The sequence below is a fragment of the Bradyrhizobium sp. BR 1433 genome, assembly GCF_051547665.1.
GTDB classification, from domain to species: Bacteria; Pseudomonadota; Alphaproteobacteria; order Rhizobiales; family Xanthobacteraceae; genus Bradyrhizobium; species Bradyrhizobium australafricanum.
On the sequence record NZ_JBPUGG010000001.1, the window covers coordinates 6062166 to 6081274 of the forward strand.

The 19109-nt window shown below is 65.4% G+C and carries 13 protein-coding genes, 1 other RNA gene and 3 pseudogenes; 7 read left to right on the forward strand and 10 right to left on the reverse strand.

Annotation, left to right across the window (positions count from 1 at the left end; genetic code table 11):
• Positions 1-13: 13 nt before the first annotated feature.
• Positions 14-997, reverse strand: a complete 984-nt coding sequence (locus ACSKB9_RS29230) for a flagellar motor protein MotA (RefSeq protein ID WP_438077441.1) — start codon at positions 995-997, stop codon at positions 14-16.
• A gap of 544 nt (positions 998-1541) precedes the next feature.
• Here ACSKB9_RS29230 and ACSKB9_RS29235 point away from each other — a divergent pair.
• From ACSKB9_RS29235 to ACSKB9_RS29245, 3 genes and pseudogenes are all read left to right on the forward strand, one after another.
• A complete protein-coding gene (locus ACSKB9_RS29235; RefSeq protein ID WP_438077442.1) occupies positions 1542-2747 on the forward strand; it encodes an efflux RND transporter periplasmic adaptor subunit in 1206 nt (401 codons plus the stop codon).
• Between the two features lie 6 nt (positions 2748-2753).
• Positions 2754-5909: a multidrug efflux RND transporter permease subunit gene (locus tag ACSKB9_RS29240; RefSeq protein WP_438077444.1), complete on the forward strand. Its 3156-nt coding sequence runs from the start codon at positions 2754-2756 to the stop codon at positions 5907-5909.
• Positions 5910-6025: 116 nt separating this feature from the next.
• Positions 6026-7163, forward strand: a pseudogene (locus ACSKB9_RS29245) (AAA family ATPase).
• 14 nt (positions 7164-7177) lie between these two features.
• On the opposite strand, the gene ACSKB9_RS29250 reads toward ACSKB9_RS29245, so the two are convergent.
• The 9 genes and pseudogenes from ACSKB9_RS29250 to tkt all read right to left on the reverse strand — a co-directional run bounded on the left by ACSKB9_RS29250 (position 7178) and on the right by tkt (position 16960).
• On the reverse strand, positions 7178-7972 hold the full coding sequence (locus ACSKB9_RS29250) for an inositol monophosphatase family protein (protein ID WP_438077446.1): 795 nt from the start codon (positions 7970-7972) through the stop codon (positions 7178-7180).
• A 229-nt stretch (positions 7973-8201) separates the two neighbouring features.
• Positions 8202-9284, reverse strand: a complete 1083-nt coding sequence (locus ACSKB9_RS29255; protein WP_438077448.1) for an HcpA family protein — start codon at positions 9282-9284, stop codon at positions 8202-8204.
• A 7-nt stretch (positions 9285-9291) separates the two neighbouring features.
• Positions 9292-9981, reverse strand: coding sequence for a thiamine phosphate synthase (locus ACSKB9_RS29260; protein WP_438077450.1), 690 nt, complete (start codon positions 9979-9981; stop codon positions 9292-9294).
• A complete protein-coding gene (locus tag ACSKB9_RS29265) occupies positions 9982-11007 on the reverse strand; it encodes a class I fructose-bisphosphate aldolase (protein ID WP_438077452.1) in 1026 nt (341 codons plus the stop codon).
• Between the two features lie 316 nt (positions 11008-11323).
• Positions 11324-12391, reverse strand: coding sequence for a class II fructose-bisphosphate aldolase (gene fba / locus ACSKB9_RS29270; protein ID WP_438077454.1), 1068 nt, complete (start codon positions 12389-12391; stop codon positions 11324-11326).
• A 42-nt stretch (positions 12392-12433) separates the two neighbouring features.
• The gene (locus ACSKB9_RS29275) at positions 12434-13630 is read right to left on the reverse strand and encodes a phosphoglycerate kinase (RefSeq protein WP_438077456.1); all 1197 of its coding nucleotides are present in this window, start codon (positions 13628-13630) and stop codon (positions 12434-12436) included.
• A 178-nt stretch (positions 13631-13808) separates the two neighbouring features.
• Positions 13809-14292: pseudogene (locus ACSKB9_RS29280) on the reverse strand (hypothetical protein).
• Positions 14293-14565: 273 nt separating this feature from the next.
• Positions 14566-14817, reverse strand: a pseudogene (locus ACSKB9_RS29285) (glyceraldehyde 3-phosphate dehydrogenase NAD-binding domain-containing protein); the annotation flags it as partial.
• Between the two features lie 160 nt (positions 14818-14977).
• On the reverse strand, positions 14978-16960 hold the full coding sequence (gene tkt / locus ACSKB9_RS29290; RefSeq protein ID WP_438077458.1) for a transketolase: 1983 nt from the start codon (positions 16958-16960) through the stop codon (positions 14978-14980).
• 334 nt (positions 16961-17294) lie between these two features.
• Here tkt and ACSKB9_RS29295 point away from each other — a divergent pair, with 334 nt between their 5' ends.
• The 4 genes from ACSKB9_RS29295 to ACSKB9_RS29310 all read left to right on the forward strand — a co-directional run bounded on the left by ACSKB9_RS29295 (position 17295) and on the right by ACSKB9_RS29310 (position 19108).
• Entirely contained in the window at positions 17295-17615 is a 321-nt protein-coding gene (locus tag ACSKB9_RS29295) for a DUF4164 domain-containing protein (RefSeq protein WP_018269681.1), read from the forward strand.
• Complete coding sequence (locus tag ACSKB9_RS29300) at positions 17612-17995, forward strand: cell division protein ZapA (protein ID WP_028332812.1); 384 nt, start codon at positions 17612-17614, stop codon at positions 17993-17995. The genes ACSKB9_RS29295 and ACSKB9_RS29300 overlap by 4 nt, the downstream gene beginning before the upstream one ends.
• Before the next feature lie 202 nt (positions 17996-18197).
• A non-coding RNA gene (gene ssrS, locus ACSKB9_RS29305) (6S RNA) lies at positions 18198-18358 on the forward strand.
• Positions 18359-18529: 171 nt separating this feature from the next.
• Positions 18530-19108, forward strand: coding sequence for a 5-formyltetrahydrofolate cyclo-ligase (locus tag ACSKB9_RS29310; RefSeq protein WP_028332813.1), 579 nt, complete (start codon positions 18530-18532; stop codon positions 19106-19108).
• Position 19109 lies beyond the last annotated feature (1 nt).

The following is a 19109-nucleotide window of genomic DNA, read 5'->3' on the forward strand; positions in this document are numbered from 1 at the left end:
GCTTGCTCCCCGGCTAGCTCTTCTCGGGCTGGCGGGCGAGGCGTTCGAGCAGCCGCTTGATCTCGCGGTTCTGCTCGCCCTGACCGTCGGCCCATTCCCGGATCATCTGCTGCTCGGTGCGCATATGCGCAACCAGCCCCTGGATCGCCTCGGCAAGATTGGCCATCGCGGCCGTGGTACTGCGGCCGCCGCCTTCCTCGAGCGCGGTGCGGAGCCGATCGATCGCGCCCTGCATGTCGCCGGAGACGCCGGTTTCATCGCCGGAAATGCCGCGCACGGTGCCCGCGAGCCAGTCCTCGAGGTCGGTGTAGAAGCGGTTCTGGGCCTGGCTCGACTGCAGGTCGAGGAAGCCGAGGATCAGCGAGCCGGCAAGGCCGAACAGCGAGGACGAGAACGAGATGCCCATGCCGCCGAGCGGCGCGGCGAGGCCCTCCTTCAGCGTATCGAACAGCGCGCCGGAGTCGCCGCCGACCTTGAGCCCATCGATCACCTTGCCGACCGAGCCCACCGTCTCGATCAAGCCCCAGAAGGTGCCGAGCAGGCCGAGGAACACCAGCAGGCCGGTCATGTAGCGCGAGATGTCGCGGGCTTCATCGAGGCGGGTTGCGATCGAATCGAGCAGATGTCGCATGGTCTGCTGCGAGATCGACATCCGCCCCGAGCGCTCGCCGCCGAGGATCGCGGCCATCGGGGCAAGCAGCGTCGGGCGGCGCTCGATCGCAAGGCCGGGATCGGCGATGCGGAAATTGTTGACCCAGGCGACCTCGGGATAGAGCCGGATCACCTGGCGGAACGCCAGGATGATGCCGATCAGCAGCACCGCCCCGATCAGGGCGTTCAGCCCCGGATTGGCAAAGAAGGCGGTGACGATCTGCTTGTACAGCACGACCCCGACCAGGCCGCAGAGCACCAGGAACACCAGCATCCGCACCAGGAAGATCCGGGGCGAGGACAGCTTGCTCAATTCGATCTCCATGTCGGAGCGGGAAGGAGGCATTGCCGGGTCATCCGTTCGCGAAGGCCGCATCTGCGAGCAATATGGCACAGCGGCGGAGTGAGGAAAGCCGATTCCAGGGGCAGCAAACAGGACCTTGGGTTGGAATCTCGTGGGCCGTTGCCGCTTTGCACGGCTTTCCGACCGGTCGGCGCATCACCATCCACAGAGCTGCATACCCCACCCGCAGATCGCGAGATGCGGTCGGTTTGCACGCGTCCTTGGCTGGGACGAGCGCGACGCAGGGCGATTCGGTCCGATTGTCTCGGTGTTGCGAGGTGCGGCATTCCGCGCAGGGTAAAATGACCGGATTCCCGTGCACGCAGTCCTTAATGCATTCCCACAGCTTGCGATGGAACCCGCTCACAATGCAGTGAGTCGATAAAACATGCCGAAAAATCAGGGTGATAGGTTTGTGTGACAATGAGCCGCCCGACAAACGCTTTGCGTCGCAGCAAACGGGTTTTATTTTCCACGCAGCAAAACGAGCGGTGTCGCAGTGACATCGCTGTTCGTTTCTTCAAACCTATCAGGGGCGATCATCTCAATGTCTGGACTTCGCGCGCAATCGGCATGCATTGCATTGATGCTGGCTGCCCTCGCGCCAATGCTTGCTGGCTGCGACGAGCCGAACACCGCAACCGCCGCCGTACAAGCACCCGAACCGGACGTCAGTGTCGTCACCGTGAGACCGCAGTCGCGCGCGATGGTGCGCGAGCTGCCGGGCCGCATCGCGCCGACCCGTGTCTCCGAGGTGCGCCCGCGCGTCTCGGGTATCATCGTCAACCGCATGTTCCATCAGGGCAGCGAGGTGAAGGTCGGCGATCCCTTGTACCAGATCGATCCGCGCCCGTTCGAAGTCGAATTGCAGTCGACCGAGGCGGCGCTGGCGCGCGCCAAGGCCGTGCTCGAGCAGGCCGCGCTGCAAGCTCGCCGTATCGCCACCCTGACCAGTCAGCGCGCCGCGCCGGAAGCCGAGAATGAAAAGGCGATCGCGACGCTGAAGGGAGCCGAAGCCGACGTTCAGGGCCGCGAGGCCGATGTTGCCCGCGCCAAGCTCAACCTGGATTACGCAACCATTCGTGCGCCGATCGACGGCACCATCGGTGCTGCGCTGGTCAGCGAGGGCGCGCTCGTCGTGCAGAACGACGCCGCGAGCCTTGCGACCATCCAGCAGCTCGATCCGATCTACGCCGACTTCCAGCAGTCGGTGACCGAGATGAACCAGCTCCGCCGCGCGTTCGAGAGCGGCGACCTCGACCGCATCGCGCCCGACGCGATGAAGGTGCGCCTCGTGCTCGACGACGGCTCGATCTACCCGCTGCCGGGCAAGCTGCTGTTCTCCGACGCCAAGGTCGACGCCTATACCGGGCAGGTCACCTTGCGCGGCGAGTTCCCGAACCCGCATCGCATCCTGCTGCCGGGCATGTATGTGCGCGTGCTGATCGAGCAGGGCATCGACAGCGATGCGATTGCCGTGCCGCAGCAGGCGATCCAGCGCAATGGCGGCGGTGGCAGCGAGGTGTTCGTCGTCAAGGCCGACAATCACGTCGCGGTGCAGCCGGTGCGCACCGGCTCGCTGCAGGGTGGATCCTGGTTCGTGACCGACGGCCTGAAGGCCGGCGACAAGGTCGTCGTCGAGGGGTTCCAGAAATTCGCCGCCGGCGACAAGGTCCGGCCGCAAGCCTGGCGCGAGGTCGACGCAGCTGCAGCACCGACGGATTCGCAGCAGACCGCGCGCGCGGTGCGGTGATCCGACATGCCTAGCTTCTTCATCGACAGGCCGGTCTTCGCCTGGGTCGTCGCGCTGTTCATCTGTCTGATCGGCGCGATCTCGATTCCGCTGCTCGCGGTCGCGCAATATCCGATCATCGCGCCGCCCTCGATCTCGATCTCGACCAGCTATCCCGGCGCGTCGCCGGAGAACCTCTACAACAGCGTGACGCGGCTGATCGAGGAGGAGCTCAACGGCGCCGCCAACATCCTGAACTTCGAATCGACCTCCGACTCGCTCGGCCAGGTCGAGATCATCGCCAACTTCAAGCCGGGCACCGACACCAGCCAGGCTTCGGTCGAGGTGCAGAACCGCCTCAAGCGCGTCGAGGCGCGGCTGCCGCGCGCCGTGATCCAGCAGGGCATCCTGGTCGAGGAAGCCTCGTCCGCCGTGCTGCAGATCATCACGCTGAACTCGACCGACGGCTCGCTGGATGAAGTGGGCCTCGGCGACTTCATGATCCGCAACGTGCTGGGCGAGGTGCGCCGCATCCCCGGCGTCGGCCGCGCCACGCTGTATTCGACCGAGCGGTCCTTGCGGATCTGGCTCGATCCGGCCAGGCTGGTCGGCTACGGCCTGTCGGCCGACGACGTCAACAAGGCGATCTCGGCGCAGAACGCCCAGGTCGCCTCGGGCAGCATCGGCGCCGAGCCGAGCACCGATACCCAGAAGATCTCCGCGCAGGTGCTGGTGAAGGGGCAGCTCTCCTCGCCCGACGAGTTCGGCGCGATCATCCTGCGCGCCAACGCCGACGGCTCGACGGTGCGCTTGCGCGACGTCGCGCGGGTCGAGATCGGCGGCCTCAGCTATCAGTTCAACACCCGCCTCGACGGCAAATCGACCGCCGGCCTCTCGGTGCTGCTGTCGCCGAAAGGCAACGCGCTGGCGACCGCGAGCGCGGTCGAGGCCAAGATGAAGGAGCTGTCGCGCTTCTTCCCGGCCAATATCAGCTACGAGATCCCCTACAACATCACGCCGGTGGTCGAGGCCTCGATCAAGAAGGTGTTGACGACGCTGGTCGAGGCGGTGGTGCTGGTGTTCATCGTGATGTTCCTGTTCCTGCAGAACATCCGCTACACCATCATTCCGACGATCGTGGTTCCGGTGGCGCTGCTTGGCGCCTGCGCCACGCTGATGATCGCGGGCTTCTCGATCAACATGCTGACCATGTTCGGCATGGTGCTGGCGGTCGGCATCCTCGTCGACGACGCCATCGTCGTGGTCGAGAACGTCGAGCGCATCATGGCGGAGGAGGGCCTGCCGCCGAAGGAAGCCACCAAGAAGGCGATGTCGCAGATCACCGGCGCCATCATCGGCATCACGCTGGTGCTGATGGCGGTGTTCGTGCCGATGGCGTTCTTCCCCGGCTCGGTCGGCATCATCTATCGGCAGTTCTCGGTCACCATGGTGGCGGCGATCGCGTTCTCGGCGCTGCTCGCGCTGTCGCTGACGCCGGCGCTGTGCGCGACCCTGCTCAAGCCGGTCAAGAAGGGCCACGGCCATGCCAGCAAGGGCGTGTTCGGCTGGTTCAACCGCGTGCTCGACACCGGTCGCGCCGGCTATACGCGCACCGTGCAGGGCTCGCTGAAGCGCACCGGCCGCCTGATGCTGATCTACCTCGTGCTGTTCCTCGGCGTCGCCTACGGCTTCGTGAGGCTGCCCGGCGGCTTCCTGCCGGTCGACGACCAGGGCTTCATCACGACCGACGTACAGACGCCGTCGGATTCGTCCTATGCGCGGACCGAAGCCGCGGTCGAGCAGGTCGAGAAATACCTGAAGGATCGCGCCGGCATCGAGAACGTCACGTTCCTCACCGGCTTCAGCTTTCTCGGTCAGGGCATGAACACCGCGCAGGCCTTCATCACGCTGAAGGACTGGTCGGAGCGCGGCCCGAAGGATTCGGCCGCTGCCATCGTCGCCGACATCAACCGCGACCTGTCGTCGATCCGCGACGCCAGGATCTCGGCGTTGCAGCCGCCGCCGATCGACAACCTCGGCAACTCCTCGGGCTTCTCGTTCCGCCTGCAGGACCGCGGCCAGAAGGGCTATTCGGCGCTGATCGCAGCAAGCGACCGACTGATAGCCGAGGCCAATGCCAGCCCGGTCCTCCAGAAGGTCTATGTCGAAGGCCTGCCGCCGGCGCCGCAGGTCAATCTGATGATCGACCGCGAGAAGGCCGGCGCGTTCGGCGTCACCTTCGAGGACATCAACAACACGATCTCGACCAACCTCGGCTCGAACTACATCAACGACTTCCCGAACCGCGGGCGCATGCAGCGCGTCGTCGTGCAGGCCGACAAGGCCAGCCGCATGAAGCCGGACGACATCCTCAATTACAATGTCAAGAACAGCCGCGGCCAGCTGGTGCCGTTCTCGGCCTTCACCACCGTCGAATGGTCGAAGGGGCCGACGCAAATCGCGGGCTTCAACTACTATCCGGCGGTGCGCATTTCCGGTGAGGCGCGGCCTGGCTTCACCTCGGGCGATGCGATCGCCGAGATGGAGCGGCTTGCCGACAAGCTGCCGCGCGGCTTCGGTTATGAATGGACCGGCCAGTCGCTGCAGGAGAAGCTGTCGGGCTCGCAGGCGCCGTTCCTGCTCGCGCTGTCGGTGCTGGTGGTGTTCCTGCTGCTCGCCGCGCTCTATGAGAGCTGGACCATTCCGCTCGCGGTGCTGCTCACCATTCCGCTCGGCATTCTCGGCGCCGTGGTGGCGGCGACGATGCGCGGGCTCTCCAACGACGTCTATTTCACCGTCGGCCTGATCACCATCATCGGCCTTGCCGCCAAGGACGCGATCCTGATCATCGAGTTCGCCAAGGATCTGCGCGCGCAGGGCAAGCCGCTGGTCGAGGCGACCATCGAGGCGTGCAGCCTCAGATTCCGCCCGATCCTGATGACCGGTCTTGCCTTCGTCTGCGGCGTGCTGCCGATGGCGATCGCGACCGGCGCCGGTGGCGCCAGCCAGCAGGCGCTCGGCACGTCCGTGATGGGCGGCATGATCGCCGTCGTGATCCTCGCGCTGCTCCTGGTGCCGGTGTTCTTCGTCAGCGTGCAGCGCGTGCTCGCCGGCGACCGAGAGAAGGCGCCGGGGCAGGGTGAGGCGTATGGCCCGCCCGCGCCGGCAAGGATCGGTCACTGATATCAGGGATCGGTGCTGCTCAGATCAGCGGCTTGCTTTCGCAAGCTGACCAATCCAGATTGCACCTCTGGATTGAACGGGGGGCGTGCAGGCAACCCGAGGATTGAGGGCATGCGATGCGGCCGAGCGATATTGCGATCTCGAATTATCGCTCGATCCGGCTGCTCTTCATGCCCATCCAGCCGCTGTCCGTCTTCGTCGGCGAGAGCGGCGTCGGCAAATCCAATCTCTACAAGTCGCTGTCGCTGCTGCGCGACGCGGCAACCGGCCGGATCACGCGCACGATCTCCGACGAAGGCGGTTTGTATTCCGTCTTCTGGTCCGGCAATCGCAGACGCGGAGACGATGCGCGTCTGCGGTTGGCTGTGAGATCTCGACCACGTCAGATATTCCATCGAGCTCGGATTCCCGAGCCCGGTCGTGGCGGCATTTCCCGGTGAGCCGATGATCAAGTCCGAAACGATCGAGGCGACCCACGGCAAGAAAACAATACTGATGATGGAGCGCACCAACTCACTTGTCAGTGTCCGCGATGAGAACGGCACCTGGAGCCAGCACAAGGATGCAGTGCTGCCGTCGGAAACCGCGCTGGCCGGATTTTCGGATGGTAAGGGAAGTCCCGAGATCGACCTGATCCGAAATGCAATGCTGAGTTGGCGATTCTATCACGACTTCCGAACCGATCCGGCGTCGCCGATACGAAAGCCGTGTCTCGCGATCACGACACCTTCGCTGAGCGCCGATGGCCACGATCTGGCTGCCGTGTTGGCAACCCTGTTCACGATCAGGCAGGATGCCGGCGATCTGCAGGATGCGATCGAGGACGCATTTCCGGGCGCCGAACTGCGGGCATGGGAAAAAAATGGGCTATGTGAATTCCAGTTGCAACTGGAGGACATGCCGCGGCCGTTCAAGGCGCACGAACTATCCGATGGGACGCTGAAGTATATCTGCCTGCTCGCCGTGTTCATGGGCTACCGGCTGCCGCCGTTCATCGCGCTGAACGAGCCCGAGACCAGCCTGCATCCATCGCTGCTGGCGCCATTGGCGCGGCTGATCGCCAAGGCGTCGCGCCGCGCCGACATCTGGATCGTCACCCATTCGGAACATCTGATGGAGGCGTTGCGAAGCGAGAGCTCGGTCCCGCTGCGCCGGGTGATCAAGGCGAAGGGCGCCACCACCATCGAGGGCCTGACCGCCGGCGGTGAATTTCGTGACGGGCAGGACGACGATGACGAGGATGACGACGATTAAATCGCGCCGTCGCGTTACTGCCCGAGCGGCTTCAGGATCTTGATCAGCTCGCCGTGCACGAACTCGTTGCCGCAGACGACGTGGCCGGTCTGCAGCGGGTCGTCATTGCCCTGGATGCCGGAGACGGTGCCGCCGGCTTCGCGGACCATCAGCAGGCCGGCCGCGACGTCCCAGGCCTGCAGATTGCGCTCCCAATAGCCGTCGAGCCGGCCGGCGGCGACGAAGGCGAGGTCGAGCGAGGCGGCGCCGAAGCGGCGGAAGCCCGCGACCTTGGTCTGCAGCGCGGCCATCTCCTGCAGCGCCAGCTGGTGACTGCCGCGGCCGATATGCGGCAGGCCGCAGGCGACTACGCATTCGTTGAGCTGGCGGCGGCCGGCGACGCGCAGGCGCTGGTCGTTGAGGAACGCGCCCTTGCCGCGCTCGGCGATATAGAGCTCGTCATTGGCGGGATTGTAGATCACGCCGGCGATCACGGTGTCCTCGCGCTTGAGGCCGATCGAGATCGCGAATTGCGGGATGCCGTGCAGGAAGTTGGTGGTGCCGTCCAGGGGATCGACGATCCAGGTGTGGCTCTTGTCAGAGCCTTCGCGCTTGCCGCCTTCCTCGCCGACGAACCCGTAGCCGGGCCGGGCCTTCTCGAGGTCGGTGTAGAGCATATCCTCGGCGCGCTTGTCGGCGAGCGAGACGAAGTTTGCCGGCCCCTTCAGCGACACCTGGAGATGTTCGATCTCGCCGAGGTCGCGCTTGAGGCTGCGGCCGGCGCGGCGCGCGGCCTTGACCATGACATTGATGAGAGCGGAATAGAGCATGATGAGAACTTGTGACCCGAGAAATGTGAAAGTCGATCAGGCGGCGCACGCAAATCCGTCATCCTGAGGTGCGAGCGCAGCGAGCCTCGAAGGGTGCACGGCCCCGGACCGGGCCGTTCATCCTTCGAGACGCGCTTTCGCGCTCCTCAGGATGACGGATCAGGAGGGAGCGACCTAGCCGCCCGAGTTTCCGGACTGGGTGCCCTCTGGAAGTGGCGCCGTCAAGGCGTCATTTGACGTTGTTTCCGATCCATTTTCGCGCGGCTGCCTCGGCCTTGGCGCGGTCTTCCGGGCTCATATCGGCGAGGATGTCGTCGAGATCGGGGTCGCCCTTGCCGGCGGTCTTGGCGACCGTGTGCCATTTCAGCGCCTCGACCTTGTCCAGCGGGGTGCCGGCGCCGGTCGCCAGCACATGGGCGAGGCGGTTTTGCGCGATCGCGCTGTTCTGCCGGGCCGCCTTGCGCAGCAGCGCCACCGCCGCCGGCACGTTCCGCGGGGTGCCGGAGCCGTTGTAGAGCGCGATGGCATATTCGACCTCGGCATCGACATTGTCGGCCAGCGAGGCGGCCTGCAGCAGCCGCGCCGCCTTCTCGAGGTCCTTCGGCACGCCGGTGCCTTCCTTGTAGAAGGTCGCGAGCGCGTATTGCGCCTCGGGGCTGCCGGCGTCGGCGGCCATGCGCAACAGCTCGGCGGAGCGGCGGAGGTCCTGCGGCAGGGTCTGGCCGTCGAGATAGAGCAGCGCGAGATTATAGGCCGCCTTCGGCTCGCCGAGCTTGGCCGACGACGCCAGCAGCTTGACCGCGGCATCCTTGTCGACGGCGCCGCCGCGGCCCGCGATCTTCATCATGGCGAGCGCGAACATCGCCTCGCGGTCGCCGGCATCGGAGGCGCGCTTGTACCACTCGTCGGCCTTGACGTAGTCGCGCTTGACGCCGAGCCCATTGGCATAGAGCTCGCCCAGCATCGTCATGGCCTTGGCATCGTTGTTGTTCTGCGCGCGCGCGGTCGCGAGATCGAACGCGGTCTTGTACATGCCGCGCTGATAGGCGCCGTAGACGAGATCGACATTGGGATCGTCGACGGCCTGGGTCGGGGTCGGCGAGGGCGTCGGAGATGCGGCAGGCTTCGGCGTCGCGGAGGCGGCGGGCTTGGGCGTCGGCTTCTTCGCGACCGGCGAATGCACCTTCGGCTTCGCAGCCTCCTTCTTCGCGGGCGGCGTCTGTGCCGGCGGCGTGATCGAGAGCTGCGCCATCGCGCCGCTCGCCAGCATCGTGCAGCCGAGCGCAACACCTATCGGACGCAGGCATTTCATTCCGGCGTCATCCCTCGGCCCTTCCGTCGGCCTTGGCCTTGCCGAATGTGCCGGCATGCGCCCGCGCAATCGCGTCGCCGATCTCGACAAGCGCCGCCTTGGCGCCGCGCGGATCGGACCAGATGAGGTCACCGACCAGCACGAAATCCGCACCGGCCGCCGCGAACGCCTCGGCTTCCTCGCGCGAGGTTGCAAAGCCGATGCAGGGCGGCTCGAACAATTCGTCCCACCATTCCAGCCGCTCGGCGATGGCCTCGCGCGAGGGCCGCTGTCCGTTGGCGTCGGGCTCGCCGAACAGCACATAGTCGGCACCGGCTTCGCCCGCGGCCATGGAATCGTGGCGGGTCGCGAGCCCGCCGACGCCGACAATGCGGTCGGGTTTCAGCGACGGCACCGCCTCTTCCATCGCGGCGACGCCGGTCAGATGCGCGCCGTCGGCGCCGGCGCGAGCCACGATATCGGGATGGCCGTCGATCAGCAGCGCCGCGCCGGCGTGCTGGATCGCAGGCGCCAGCGCCTTGATGGTGGAGATCATGCTGCGCGGATCGCTCTCGCGCAGCCGCACCAGCACGGCCGCGACATCGGCCGTGGCAAGCAGCTCGGTGAGCTCGGCCGCAAGCCGCGCGGGCTCATCGACCGCCGGCGTTGCCAGATAGAGGCGCGGCGCCGGCCGCGGCGGAACGGGCTTGGTCGCCAACTATGCCGCCTGTTTCTCGAGGCCGGCTTCCCAATTGCCGGTGCTCGCGAGTCCGTTCATCCGGGCGCGATGCGAGAAGGCGCGCTGGCCCGCGGGGACGTTGTCGGGCTTGCCGGACCACGCCTTCTGCGGCGCCGCCTGCAACGCGCGGCCGTAGGAGAAGGTCAGTTTCCAGGGCAAATTGCCGGTCTTGTTCATGGCGTCGAGATGCGCGGTCGCTTCCTCGTCGCTCTGTCCGCCGGAGAGGAAGGCGATGCCGGGCACCGCGGCCGGTACGCAGCTCTTGAGCAGGCGGATGGTCTTCTCGGCGACTTCCTGCACCGGCGCCTGCTTCGGGCACTTCTTGCCCGAGATCGCCATGTTCGGCTTCAGGATCATGCCTTCGAGCGCGACGCGCTGCACCCGCAATTCCTGGAAGGTGCGGTTCAGCACGCGCTGCGTCACCTCGTAGCAGCGGTCGATGTCGTGATCGCCGTCCATCAGCACTTCCGGCTCGACGATCGGGACGATCTGCGCGGCCTGGCACAGCGCGGCATAGCGCGCCAGCGCATGGGCGTTGACGCGGATCGCGGTCTGGGTCGGGATTCGCGGCCCGATATCGATCACGGCGCGCCACTTCGCAAAGCGCGCACCGCGCTCGTAATATTTCTTCAGCCGCTCGGCGAGCTTGTCGAGGCCGACGGTGACGAGTTCGCCCGGGCAGTTCGGCAGCGCCTGCGTGCCCTCGTCGACCTTGATGCCGGGGATCGCGCCGGCCTGCTCGATCAGCTTGACCAGCGGCGTGCCGTCCTTGGCATTCTGCCAGATCGTCTCGTCGTAAAGGATGACGCCGGAGATGTACTTGCTCATCGCCTCCTGCGAGCGGAACAGCATCTCGCGGTAGTCGCGGCGATTGTCCTCGGTCGAATCGACCTTGATAGCGTCGAACCGCTTCTTGATCGTGCCGGAGGATTCGTCTGCGGCGAGGATGCCCTTGCCCGGGGTGACCATGGCAAGCGCGATTTTGTTGAGGTCGGAGAGGTTCATCGGGGCGTCCTCCAGAGCCATTGCCTTTGCAAACCAAAATAGGCGGTTCTCGGGCAAATGCCTAGAAAACGTTCGTCGCGGCTGAGATCGCGCGTAGATTTGGCTTGTTCTGTTCACCTCGCCCCGCTTGCGGGGAGAGGCATAGGCCGCCTTCGGCGGCCGTCGGCAAAGAACGCCGAAGTCGAGCTTCGGCTATGTTGCATCGCTAGATGCAATCCGGGTGAGGGGGTACAGGTCTAACCGCATTCGCCGCTCGTGGAAGCAGCCCCTCACCCCAACCCTCTCCCCGCGAAGGGCGGGGAGAGGGAGAGATACGTCAGGCAACCTTGGGGTCGAGCTGGCCCGCGGCGTAGCGCTTGGCCATTTCCGCCGTGGTCAGCACCTTCTTGATCTTGCTGGCCTGGCCCGCGGTGTTGAACTCCTGCAGGCGCTGCTTGCACAGCTTGGTCATCGCCTCCATCGCGGGCTTGAGGTACTTGCGCGGATCGAACTCTTCCGGATTGTCCTTCAGCACCTTGCGGATCTGGCCGGTCATCGCCATCCGGTTGTCGGTGTCGATGTTGATCTTGCGCACGCCGTTCTTGATGCCGCGCTGGATCTCGGCGACCGGCACGCCCCAGGTCGGCTTCATCTTGCCGCCATTGGCGTTGATGATCTCCTGCAGCTCCTGCGGCACCGACGAGGAGCCGTGCATGACGAGATGCGTGTTCGGCAGCTTGCGATGGATTTCCTCGATCACGTTCATGGCGAGGATGTTGCCGTCGGGCTTGCGGGTGAACTTGTAGGCGCCGTGCGAGGTGCCCATCGCGATCGCCAACGCATCGACCTTGGTTTCCTTGACGAACTTCACGGCCTCGTCCGGATTGGTCAGCAGCTGGTCGTGCGACAGCTTGCCCTCGGCGCCATGGCCGTCTTCCTTGTCGCCCATGCCGGTCTCGAGCGAGCCGAGCACACCGAGCTCGCCTTCCACCGAGATGCCGCCGAGATGGGCCATGCCGGTCACGGTCCTGGTGACGCCGACATTGTAGTCCCAGTCGCCGGGGGTCTTGCCGTCGGCCTTCAGCGAGCCGTCCATCATGACCGAGGTGAAGCCGGACTGGATCGCGGTCATGCAGGTGGCGGGCTCGTTGCCGTGGTCGAGATGCACGCAGACCGGGATCTGCGGGTAGATCTCGGTGACGGCGTCCATCATGTGCTTGAGCATGACGTCGTTGGCGTAGGACCGCGCGCCGCGCGAAGCCTGGATGATGACGGGCGCGTCGACCTCGGAGGCTGCCGCCATGATCGACAGCGCCTGTTCCATGTTGTTGATGTTGAAGGCAGGTACGCCGTAATCATGCTCGGCCGCGTGGTCGAGCAGTTGCCGCAACGTTATGCGAGCCATTCCATTTCTCCCTGTAGTGCAAGTTCGCGGATGTGACCTAAATCAACGGTTTTTCAGAACTTCGACGCCCGGCAGCGGCTTGCCTTCCATCCATTCAAGAAACGCGCCGCCCGCGGTCGAGACGTAGGAAAAATCGCCGCCCACGCCCGCCTGGTTCAGTGCCGCGACGGTGTCGCCGCCGCCGGCGACCGAGATCAGCTTCTTGCCCTTGGTGCGTTCGGCGGCATGCTTGGCCGACACCACGGTGCCGCGGTCGAACGGCGTCAGCTCGAAGGCGCCGAGCGGGCCGTTCCAGACCAGCGTCGCCGCGTCGTCGATCGCGGCATGGATGCGCGCGATCGATTGCGGACCGACGTCGAGGATCATGCCGTCGGCCGGGATCGCATCGAGGCCATAGGCATGCGACGGCGCGTTGGCGGCAAACTGGTTGGCGACGACAGCGTCGACGGGGAGGATGATCGCGCAGTTGGCGGCGTTGGCCTTTTCCATGATCCGCAGCGCGGTCGGGGCGAGATCCTTTTCGGCGAGCGACTTGCCGACGGCGACGCCCTGCGCGTGCAGGAAGGTGTTGGCCATGCCGCCGCCGATCACCAGCGCGTCGACCTTGCTCACGAGGTTTTCCAGGAGGTCGATCTTGGTCGAGACCTTGGCGCCGCCGATGATCGCGATCACCGGCTTGGTCGGCGCTTCCAGCGCCTTGCCGAGCGCATCGAGCTCGGCCTGCATGGTGCGGCCGGCATAGGCCGGCAGCTTGTGGCCGAGGCCTTCGGTCGAGGCGTGGGCGCGATGCGCGGCGGAGAAGGCGTCGTTGACCCAGATGTCGCCGAGCTTGGCGAGCTCTGCAACGAAGCCGGCGTCGTTCTTCTCTTCCTCCTTATGGAAACGCGTGTTTTCCAGGCAGAGGATGTCGCCGTCCTTGAGGGCCCCGACAGCGGCGGCCGCGGGCTCGCCGATGCAGTCCTCGGCGAAGGCCACCGGGCGCTTGATCACCTTCGACAGCGCTTCAGCGACCGGCTTCAGCGATTCCTTGGGATCGCGTCCCTTGGGGCGGCCGAAATGGGCGAGCAGGATCACCTTGCCGCCCTTGTCAGAAATTTCGGTGATGGTGGGGGCCACGCGCTCGAGCCGGGTGGCGTCGGTGACGCGGCCATTTTCCATGGGGACGTTGAGGTCGACGCGCAGCAGCACGCGCTTGCCCTTCACGTTGACGTCGTCGAGGGTGCGGAACGATTTTGTCATGGGGGGTGTCGAACTCCTGGGTCATTCCGGGGCGATGCGGAGCATCGAACCTCAGATGCGCAATTGCGCATCGGGGAATCTCGAGATTCCGGGTCTGGTCCTGCGGACCATCCCGGAATGACGGAGCGGCAAACACGCAGATGCCCGGCGGTGAGCCGGGCATCGCGAACAGTCGAACTTAAACCAGCTTGCCGATCGCGACGGCGGTGTCCGCCATACGGTTCGAGAAGCCCCACTCATTGTCGTACCAGGACATCACGCGCACGAAGTTGCCGTTCTGCACCTTGGTCTGGTCCATGTGGAAGGTCGACGAGTGCGGATCGTGGTTGAAGTCGATCGAGACGTTCGGCGCGTTGGTGTAGCCGAGGATGCCCTTGAGCTGCTGCTCGGACGCACGCTTCATCGCCTCGTTGATCTCCTTGACGTCGGTTGCGCGCTTGGCGACGATCTTGAGGTCGATCACGGAAACGTTCGGGGTCGGAACGCGGACCGAGACGCCGTCGAGCTTGCCCTTCAGCTCGGGCAGCACGAGGCCGATCGCCTTCGCGGCACCGGTCGAGGTCGGGATCATCGACATCGCCGCAGCGCGGCCGCGATAGAGATCCTTGTGCAGGGTGTTCGAGCGTCGGCTGGTCGCCGGTATAGGCATGGATCGTGGTCATGAAGCCGGTCTCGATGCCGACGGTGTCGTTCAGGACCTTGGCGACCGGCGCGAGGCAGTTGGTGGTGCAGGAGCCGTTCGAGATCACCAGGTGATCCTTGGTCAGCGTGTCGTGGTTGACGCCGTAGACGATGGTGGCGTCAGCACCGTCGGCGGGCGCCGAGACCAGCACGCGCTTGGCGCCGGCTGTGAGGTGCGCGGAGGCCTTGTCCTTCGCGGTGAAGATGCCGGTGCATTCCAGCGCGACGTCGACGCCGAGCGCCTTCCACGGCAGCTTGGAGGGATCGCGCTCGGCCGAAACCTTGATCTTGTTGTCGCCGAGGCTGATCGTGTCGCCGTCGACCGTGACGGTGCCGGGGAAGCGGCCGTGCACGGAATCGAAGCGCAGCAGGTGTGCGTTGGTCTCGACCGGGCCGAGGTCGTTGATGCCGACCACCTCGATGTCCTTGCGGCCGGACTCGGCGATGGCGCGCAGAATGTTGCGGCCGATACGCCCAAACCCGTTGATCGCGACGCGGATTGCCATGCTCGTCTCCTCTAATGCTGTTGTCAGCCCCGCGGGAGCGCTCCCACGAGGTTTTTACGGCGGAACGCCCGGTTCGGCCGGGCGCGTACGGAAAAGATGGAGCTTAGGTAATCCTTTTTTGCGACAAGCTCAACCTTGGCCGACGGGTGTCAGGCCAGCGTCAGACGCGCTTCGTGGCAGCGTTAACGACGGCTTCAGCAGTAATGCCGAAATGCCGGAAAAGGTCCTTCGCCGGGGCGCTGGCGCCGAATCCGTGCATGCCGATGAATTCGCCGTCATGGCCGATCACGGCATCCCAGCCCCAGCGCACCGCGGCCTCGATCGCGATCTTGACCGGGGCGTTGCCGATAATGGCATTTTGCCGTTCGGCGGGCTGTGCCAGCAGCAATTCCAGCGACGGGACCGAGACCACCCGCGTCGCGATGCCGCGTCCGGCGAGCTGCTTCTGCGCCTCGACCGCGATCTGGACCTCGGAACCCGACGCGAACAATGACACTTTTGCGTCACCCTGCGCCGCGACCAGCTCATAGGCGCCGTGGCTGCACGGGTTGTCGTTCGGCGCCGTGGTGCGGAGCTGCGGCAGGTTCTGGCGAGTCAGCGCCAGCACCGTCGGTCCGTCGACGCGGTTGAGCGCCAGTTCCCAGCACTCGGCGGTCTCGACCGCGTCACAGGGACGGAACACGCGCATGTTGGGCATCGCGCGGAGCGCGGAGAGATGCTCGACCGGCTGGTGCGTCGGGCCGTCCTCGCCGAGGCCGATCGAGTCATGGGTCATGACATAGACGACGCCGGTGCCCATCAGCGCCGACAGCCGCATCGCGCCGCGCGCGTAGTCGGTGAATACCAGGAAGGTGGCGCCGTTCGGCGCGAAGCCGCCATGCAGGAAGATGCCGTTGAGGCACGCCGCCATGCCGTGCTCGCGGACGCCGTAATGGATGAAGCGGCCCTTCGGCGTCTTGGCGCCGAACGCCGTCGCCGACTTCGCCTTGTTGTTGTTGGAGCCGGTGAGGTCGGCGGAGCCGGCGACGAATTCCATCGGCATCGCAGCCGCAATCACCTCGATCGCGGCTTCCGACGATTTGCGGGTCGCGACGTTGAGCGGATTTTCCAGGAGCCCCTTCTTGAAGGCGCGCAGCCCCTTGGCGAGCGACTGCGGCCGCTCGTGGCGAATGCGGCGTTCGAACTCGGCGCGCTTGCGGCTGCCGAGCTGCGCGAACTGCTCGTCCCACGCCTTGTGCTCGGCGGCGCCGCGGGCGCCTGCCTCGCGCCAGGCGTTCAGCACGTCGTCGGGCACCGAGAACGGCTCGAGCGAGATGCCGAGCTTCTCCTTTGCCGCCTTGAGCTCGTCGGCGCCGAGCGCTTCGCCATGCGCCTTGGCGGTGCCGGCCTTGTGCGGCGCGCCGTACCCGATCGTGGTCTTGCAGGCGATCATCGAGGGCTTGTTGGATTTCTGCGCGCGGGTGATTGCAGCGGCGATCGCCTGCGGATCGTGGCCGTCGATCAATTCGGCGGCCCAGCCTGCGGACTTGAAGCGCTTCACCTGATCGACGGAATCGGAGATCGAGGTCGGGCCGTCGATCGAGATGCCGTTGTCGTCGTACAGCACGATCATCTTGTTGAGCCGCCAGACACCGGCGAGCGCGATCGCTTCCTGCGAGATGCCCTCCATCAGGTCGCCGTCGGAGGCGAGCACATAGGTGTGGTGGTTGACGATCTTCTTGCCGAACTCGGCGGCCAGCATCTTCTCGGCGACCGCCATGCCGACCGCGGTCGCGATGCCCTGGCCGAGCGGACCGGTGGTGGTCTCGATGCCCTTGGTGTGGAAGTTCTCGGGGTGTCCCGGTGTCAGCGATCCGAGCTGGCGGAAATGCTTGAGCTGGTCGAGCGTCATGTCCTTGTTGCCGGTGAGGTACAGCAACGAATAGAGCAGCATCGAGCCATGGCCGGCCGAGAGCACGAAGCGGTCGCGATCGGGCCACGCCGTGTCGGCCGCATCGAATTTCAGGAATTTTGTGAACAGGACGGTCGCGATGTCGGCGGCGCCCATCGGCAGGCCGGGATGGCCGGAATTCGCCTTTTCGACGGCGTCCATGGCAAGGCCACGGATCGCATTGGCCATACGGGTGTGATCGACCTGCGTCATGATGAAAAGTCCGCCTAAAATGAGGAGCTGATTGCGGGACGGATCGGGCGGGCAGCCGCGATACGCGCGTGGATGGCCTTACGGGTTGGGGGTGGATTAGCACCTCAATTCCGCAAGTCCAAGGCGATGAAACGCCTCAAAACGGGGAAAAGTTGCCCGAAATCGCCCTATTTCATTCAACGGTGCATAGTTCTGCGCCGCCGTTGCGCTTCCCTCGCTTGCCACGTAAATTTCGTCCCGTAAACGCTTGCCGAACCGCCAGTTTTGCCGTGCGGCAGGCCTGTCTTCCGCAGGCTACCAAGCCAACCGACTTGAAAGGTCCACGCCGCGTGTCATGAGTGATCGTCTCGCCAACGGGTCTGGCAATACCGAGGCACCGCTTGCCGATATCGATGCTGCGACCAAGCGGCTGATGGCAGCGCTTGATGCGCTGGAGAGCTCGGTCGAGCGGCGCCGCGAGGCCGACCGCGACGAGAACGAATTGGCGAGCCGCATCCAGGCGCTCGGCGCCGATCGCTCCAGGCTTGCCGACGAGCTCGACGGATCGCTGGTGAAGACGCGCAAGCTCGAGCGCGCCAATCGCGAGATCGCGGAAAAACTCGACGCGGCAATCGGCAGCATTCGCGCCGTGCTCGACGGCGGAGACAGCAGATGAGCCACATCAACGTCACCATCAATGGCCGGCAATACCGGATGGCCTGCGAGGAGGGCCAGGAGGTGCGGCTCCTGAAGCTCGCGGAAAATCTCCAGCAGCGCGTGGAATCGCTGCGCGGCAAGTTCGGCGAAATCGGCGATGCGCGGCTGACGGTGATGGCGGCGCTCACCGCCTGCGACGAACTGGTTGACGCCAGCGCACGCATCCGCAGCCTCGAGGAAGAGGTCGAGCAGCTGCGCAACGCGCGCGTTGCCGCCATCGACCGCGCCCGCGCGACCCAGACCGCGGTCTCCAACGCGCTCAACGCCGCCGCCGAGCGGATCGAGCGCACCACGCAGGTGCTCAACCGCACCATCGGCGGCGGCATCGCGATCGGGTGATCTTCGTTCGTCCCTGTTGGTCTCGGTGTTTCCACACATTCGTCATGCCCGGGCTTGTCCCGGGCATCCACGTATTTGTCTCCATGAAAAGAAAGACGTGGATGGCCGGGACAAGCCCGGCCATGACAGTTTCTTCCAGAAGCCAAGCCTGCGTCTTCCTTACCGCTGGCGGATTGGGGCAACGATGGCTAGATTAGCCCCCGCGAAGCTGCGTCGTGCGTCAGGAGCCATATATCCCCGGGGCCTTATCGATCCTTTAGGGAACTGTCCCTGGCCGGGTCCGTGGACCCGGACATATGGTGCCCACCTACTTTCGTAGGGAACTCCGGGATCGAGCGCTCCAACGGCCTCTGCGGCTTCGCACTGATTTTTGCTGTTGCCTTGTCGTCGCGCTGCGGCGGTTGAATTGTCTAGCAGTGTTGTGCCCCGCGACACGGGGCGTCCAGCGCGCCGCGGCCTGGCCTTAACGAAAGCTGGCGTCTCTGGAATGATGGATCGTCCGTTGTCGCGGACGACGACAGCGGAAGATGGATCATGCACGCATCTCCATCGAAGGCCGAGCTCCGGGCGCTGGCTCTCGCCAAGCGCGATGCGCTGAGCGACGAGCAGCGCGCGACGGCTGCCGAAGCGCTCGCCAAGCGCGGCGCGCCGTTCGAGATCGCGCAGGGCATGATCGTCTCGGGCTATGCGCCGATCCGCAGCGAGCTCGATCCGGCGCCGTTGATGAAGAAGCTTGCCGACAAGGGCGCGCGGCTCGCGCTGCCCTGCATCAACGCGCGCGGCCAGTCGCTGACCTTCCGCAGCTGGTCGCCGCAGGACCGGCTGATGCTCGGGCCGCTCGGCATTCCCGAGCCGTCGCCGGCCGCCGCCGAGGTGCATCCGGACGTGATGCTGGTGCCGCTCGCGGCATTCGACAAGCTCGGTCACCGTATCGGCTACGGCGCCGGCTATTACGACTATACCTTCGCGCATCTGCGCAAGGCCAAGCATGTGATCGGGGTCGGACTTGCCTTTGCTGCACAGGAAACCAAGGCGATTCCGGCGCTGTCGCACGACGTCCCACTCGATTATGTGCTAACGGAGCGCAAGACGTTCGATTTCCGGAGTAGCTAGC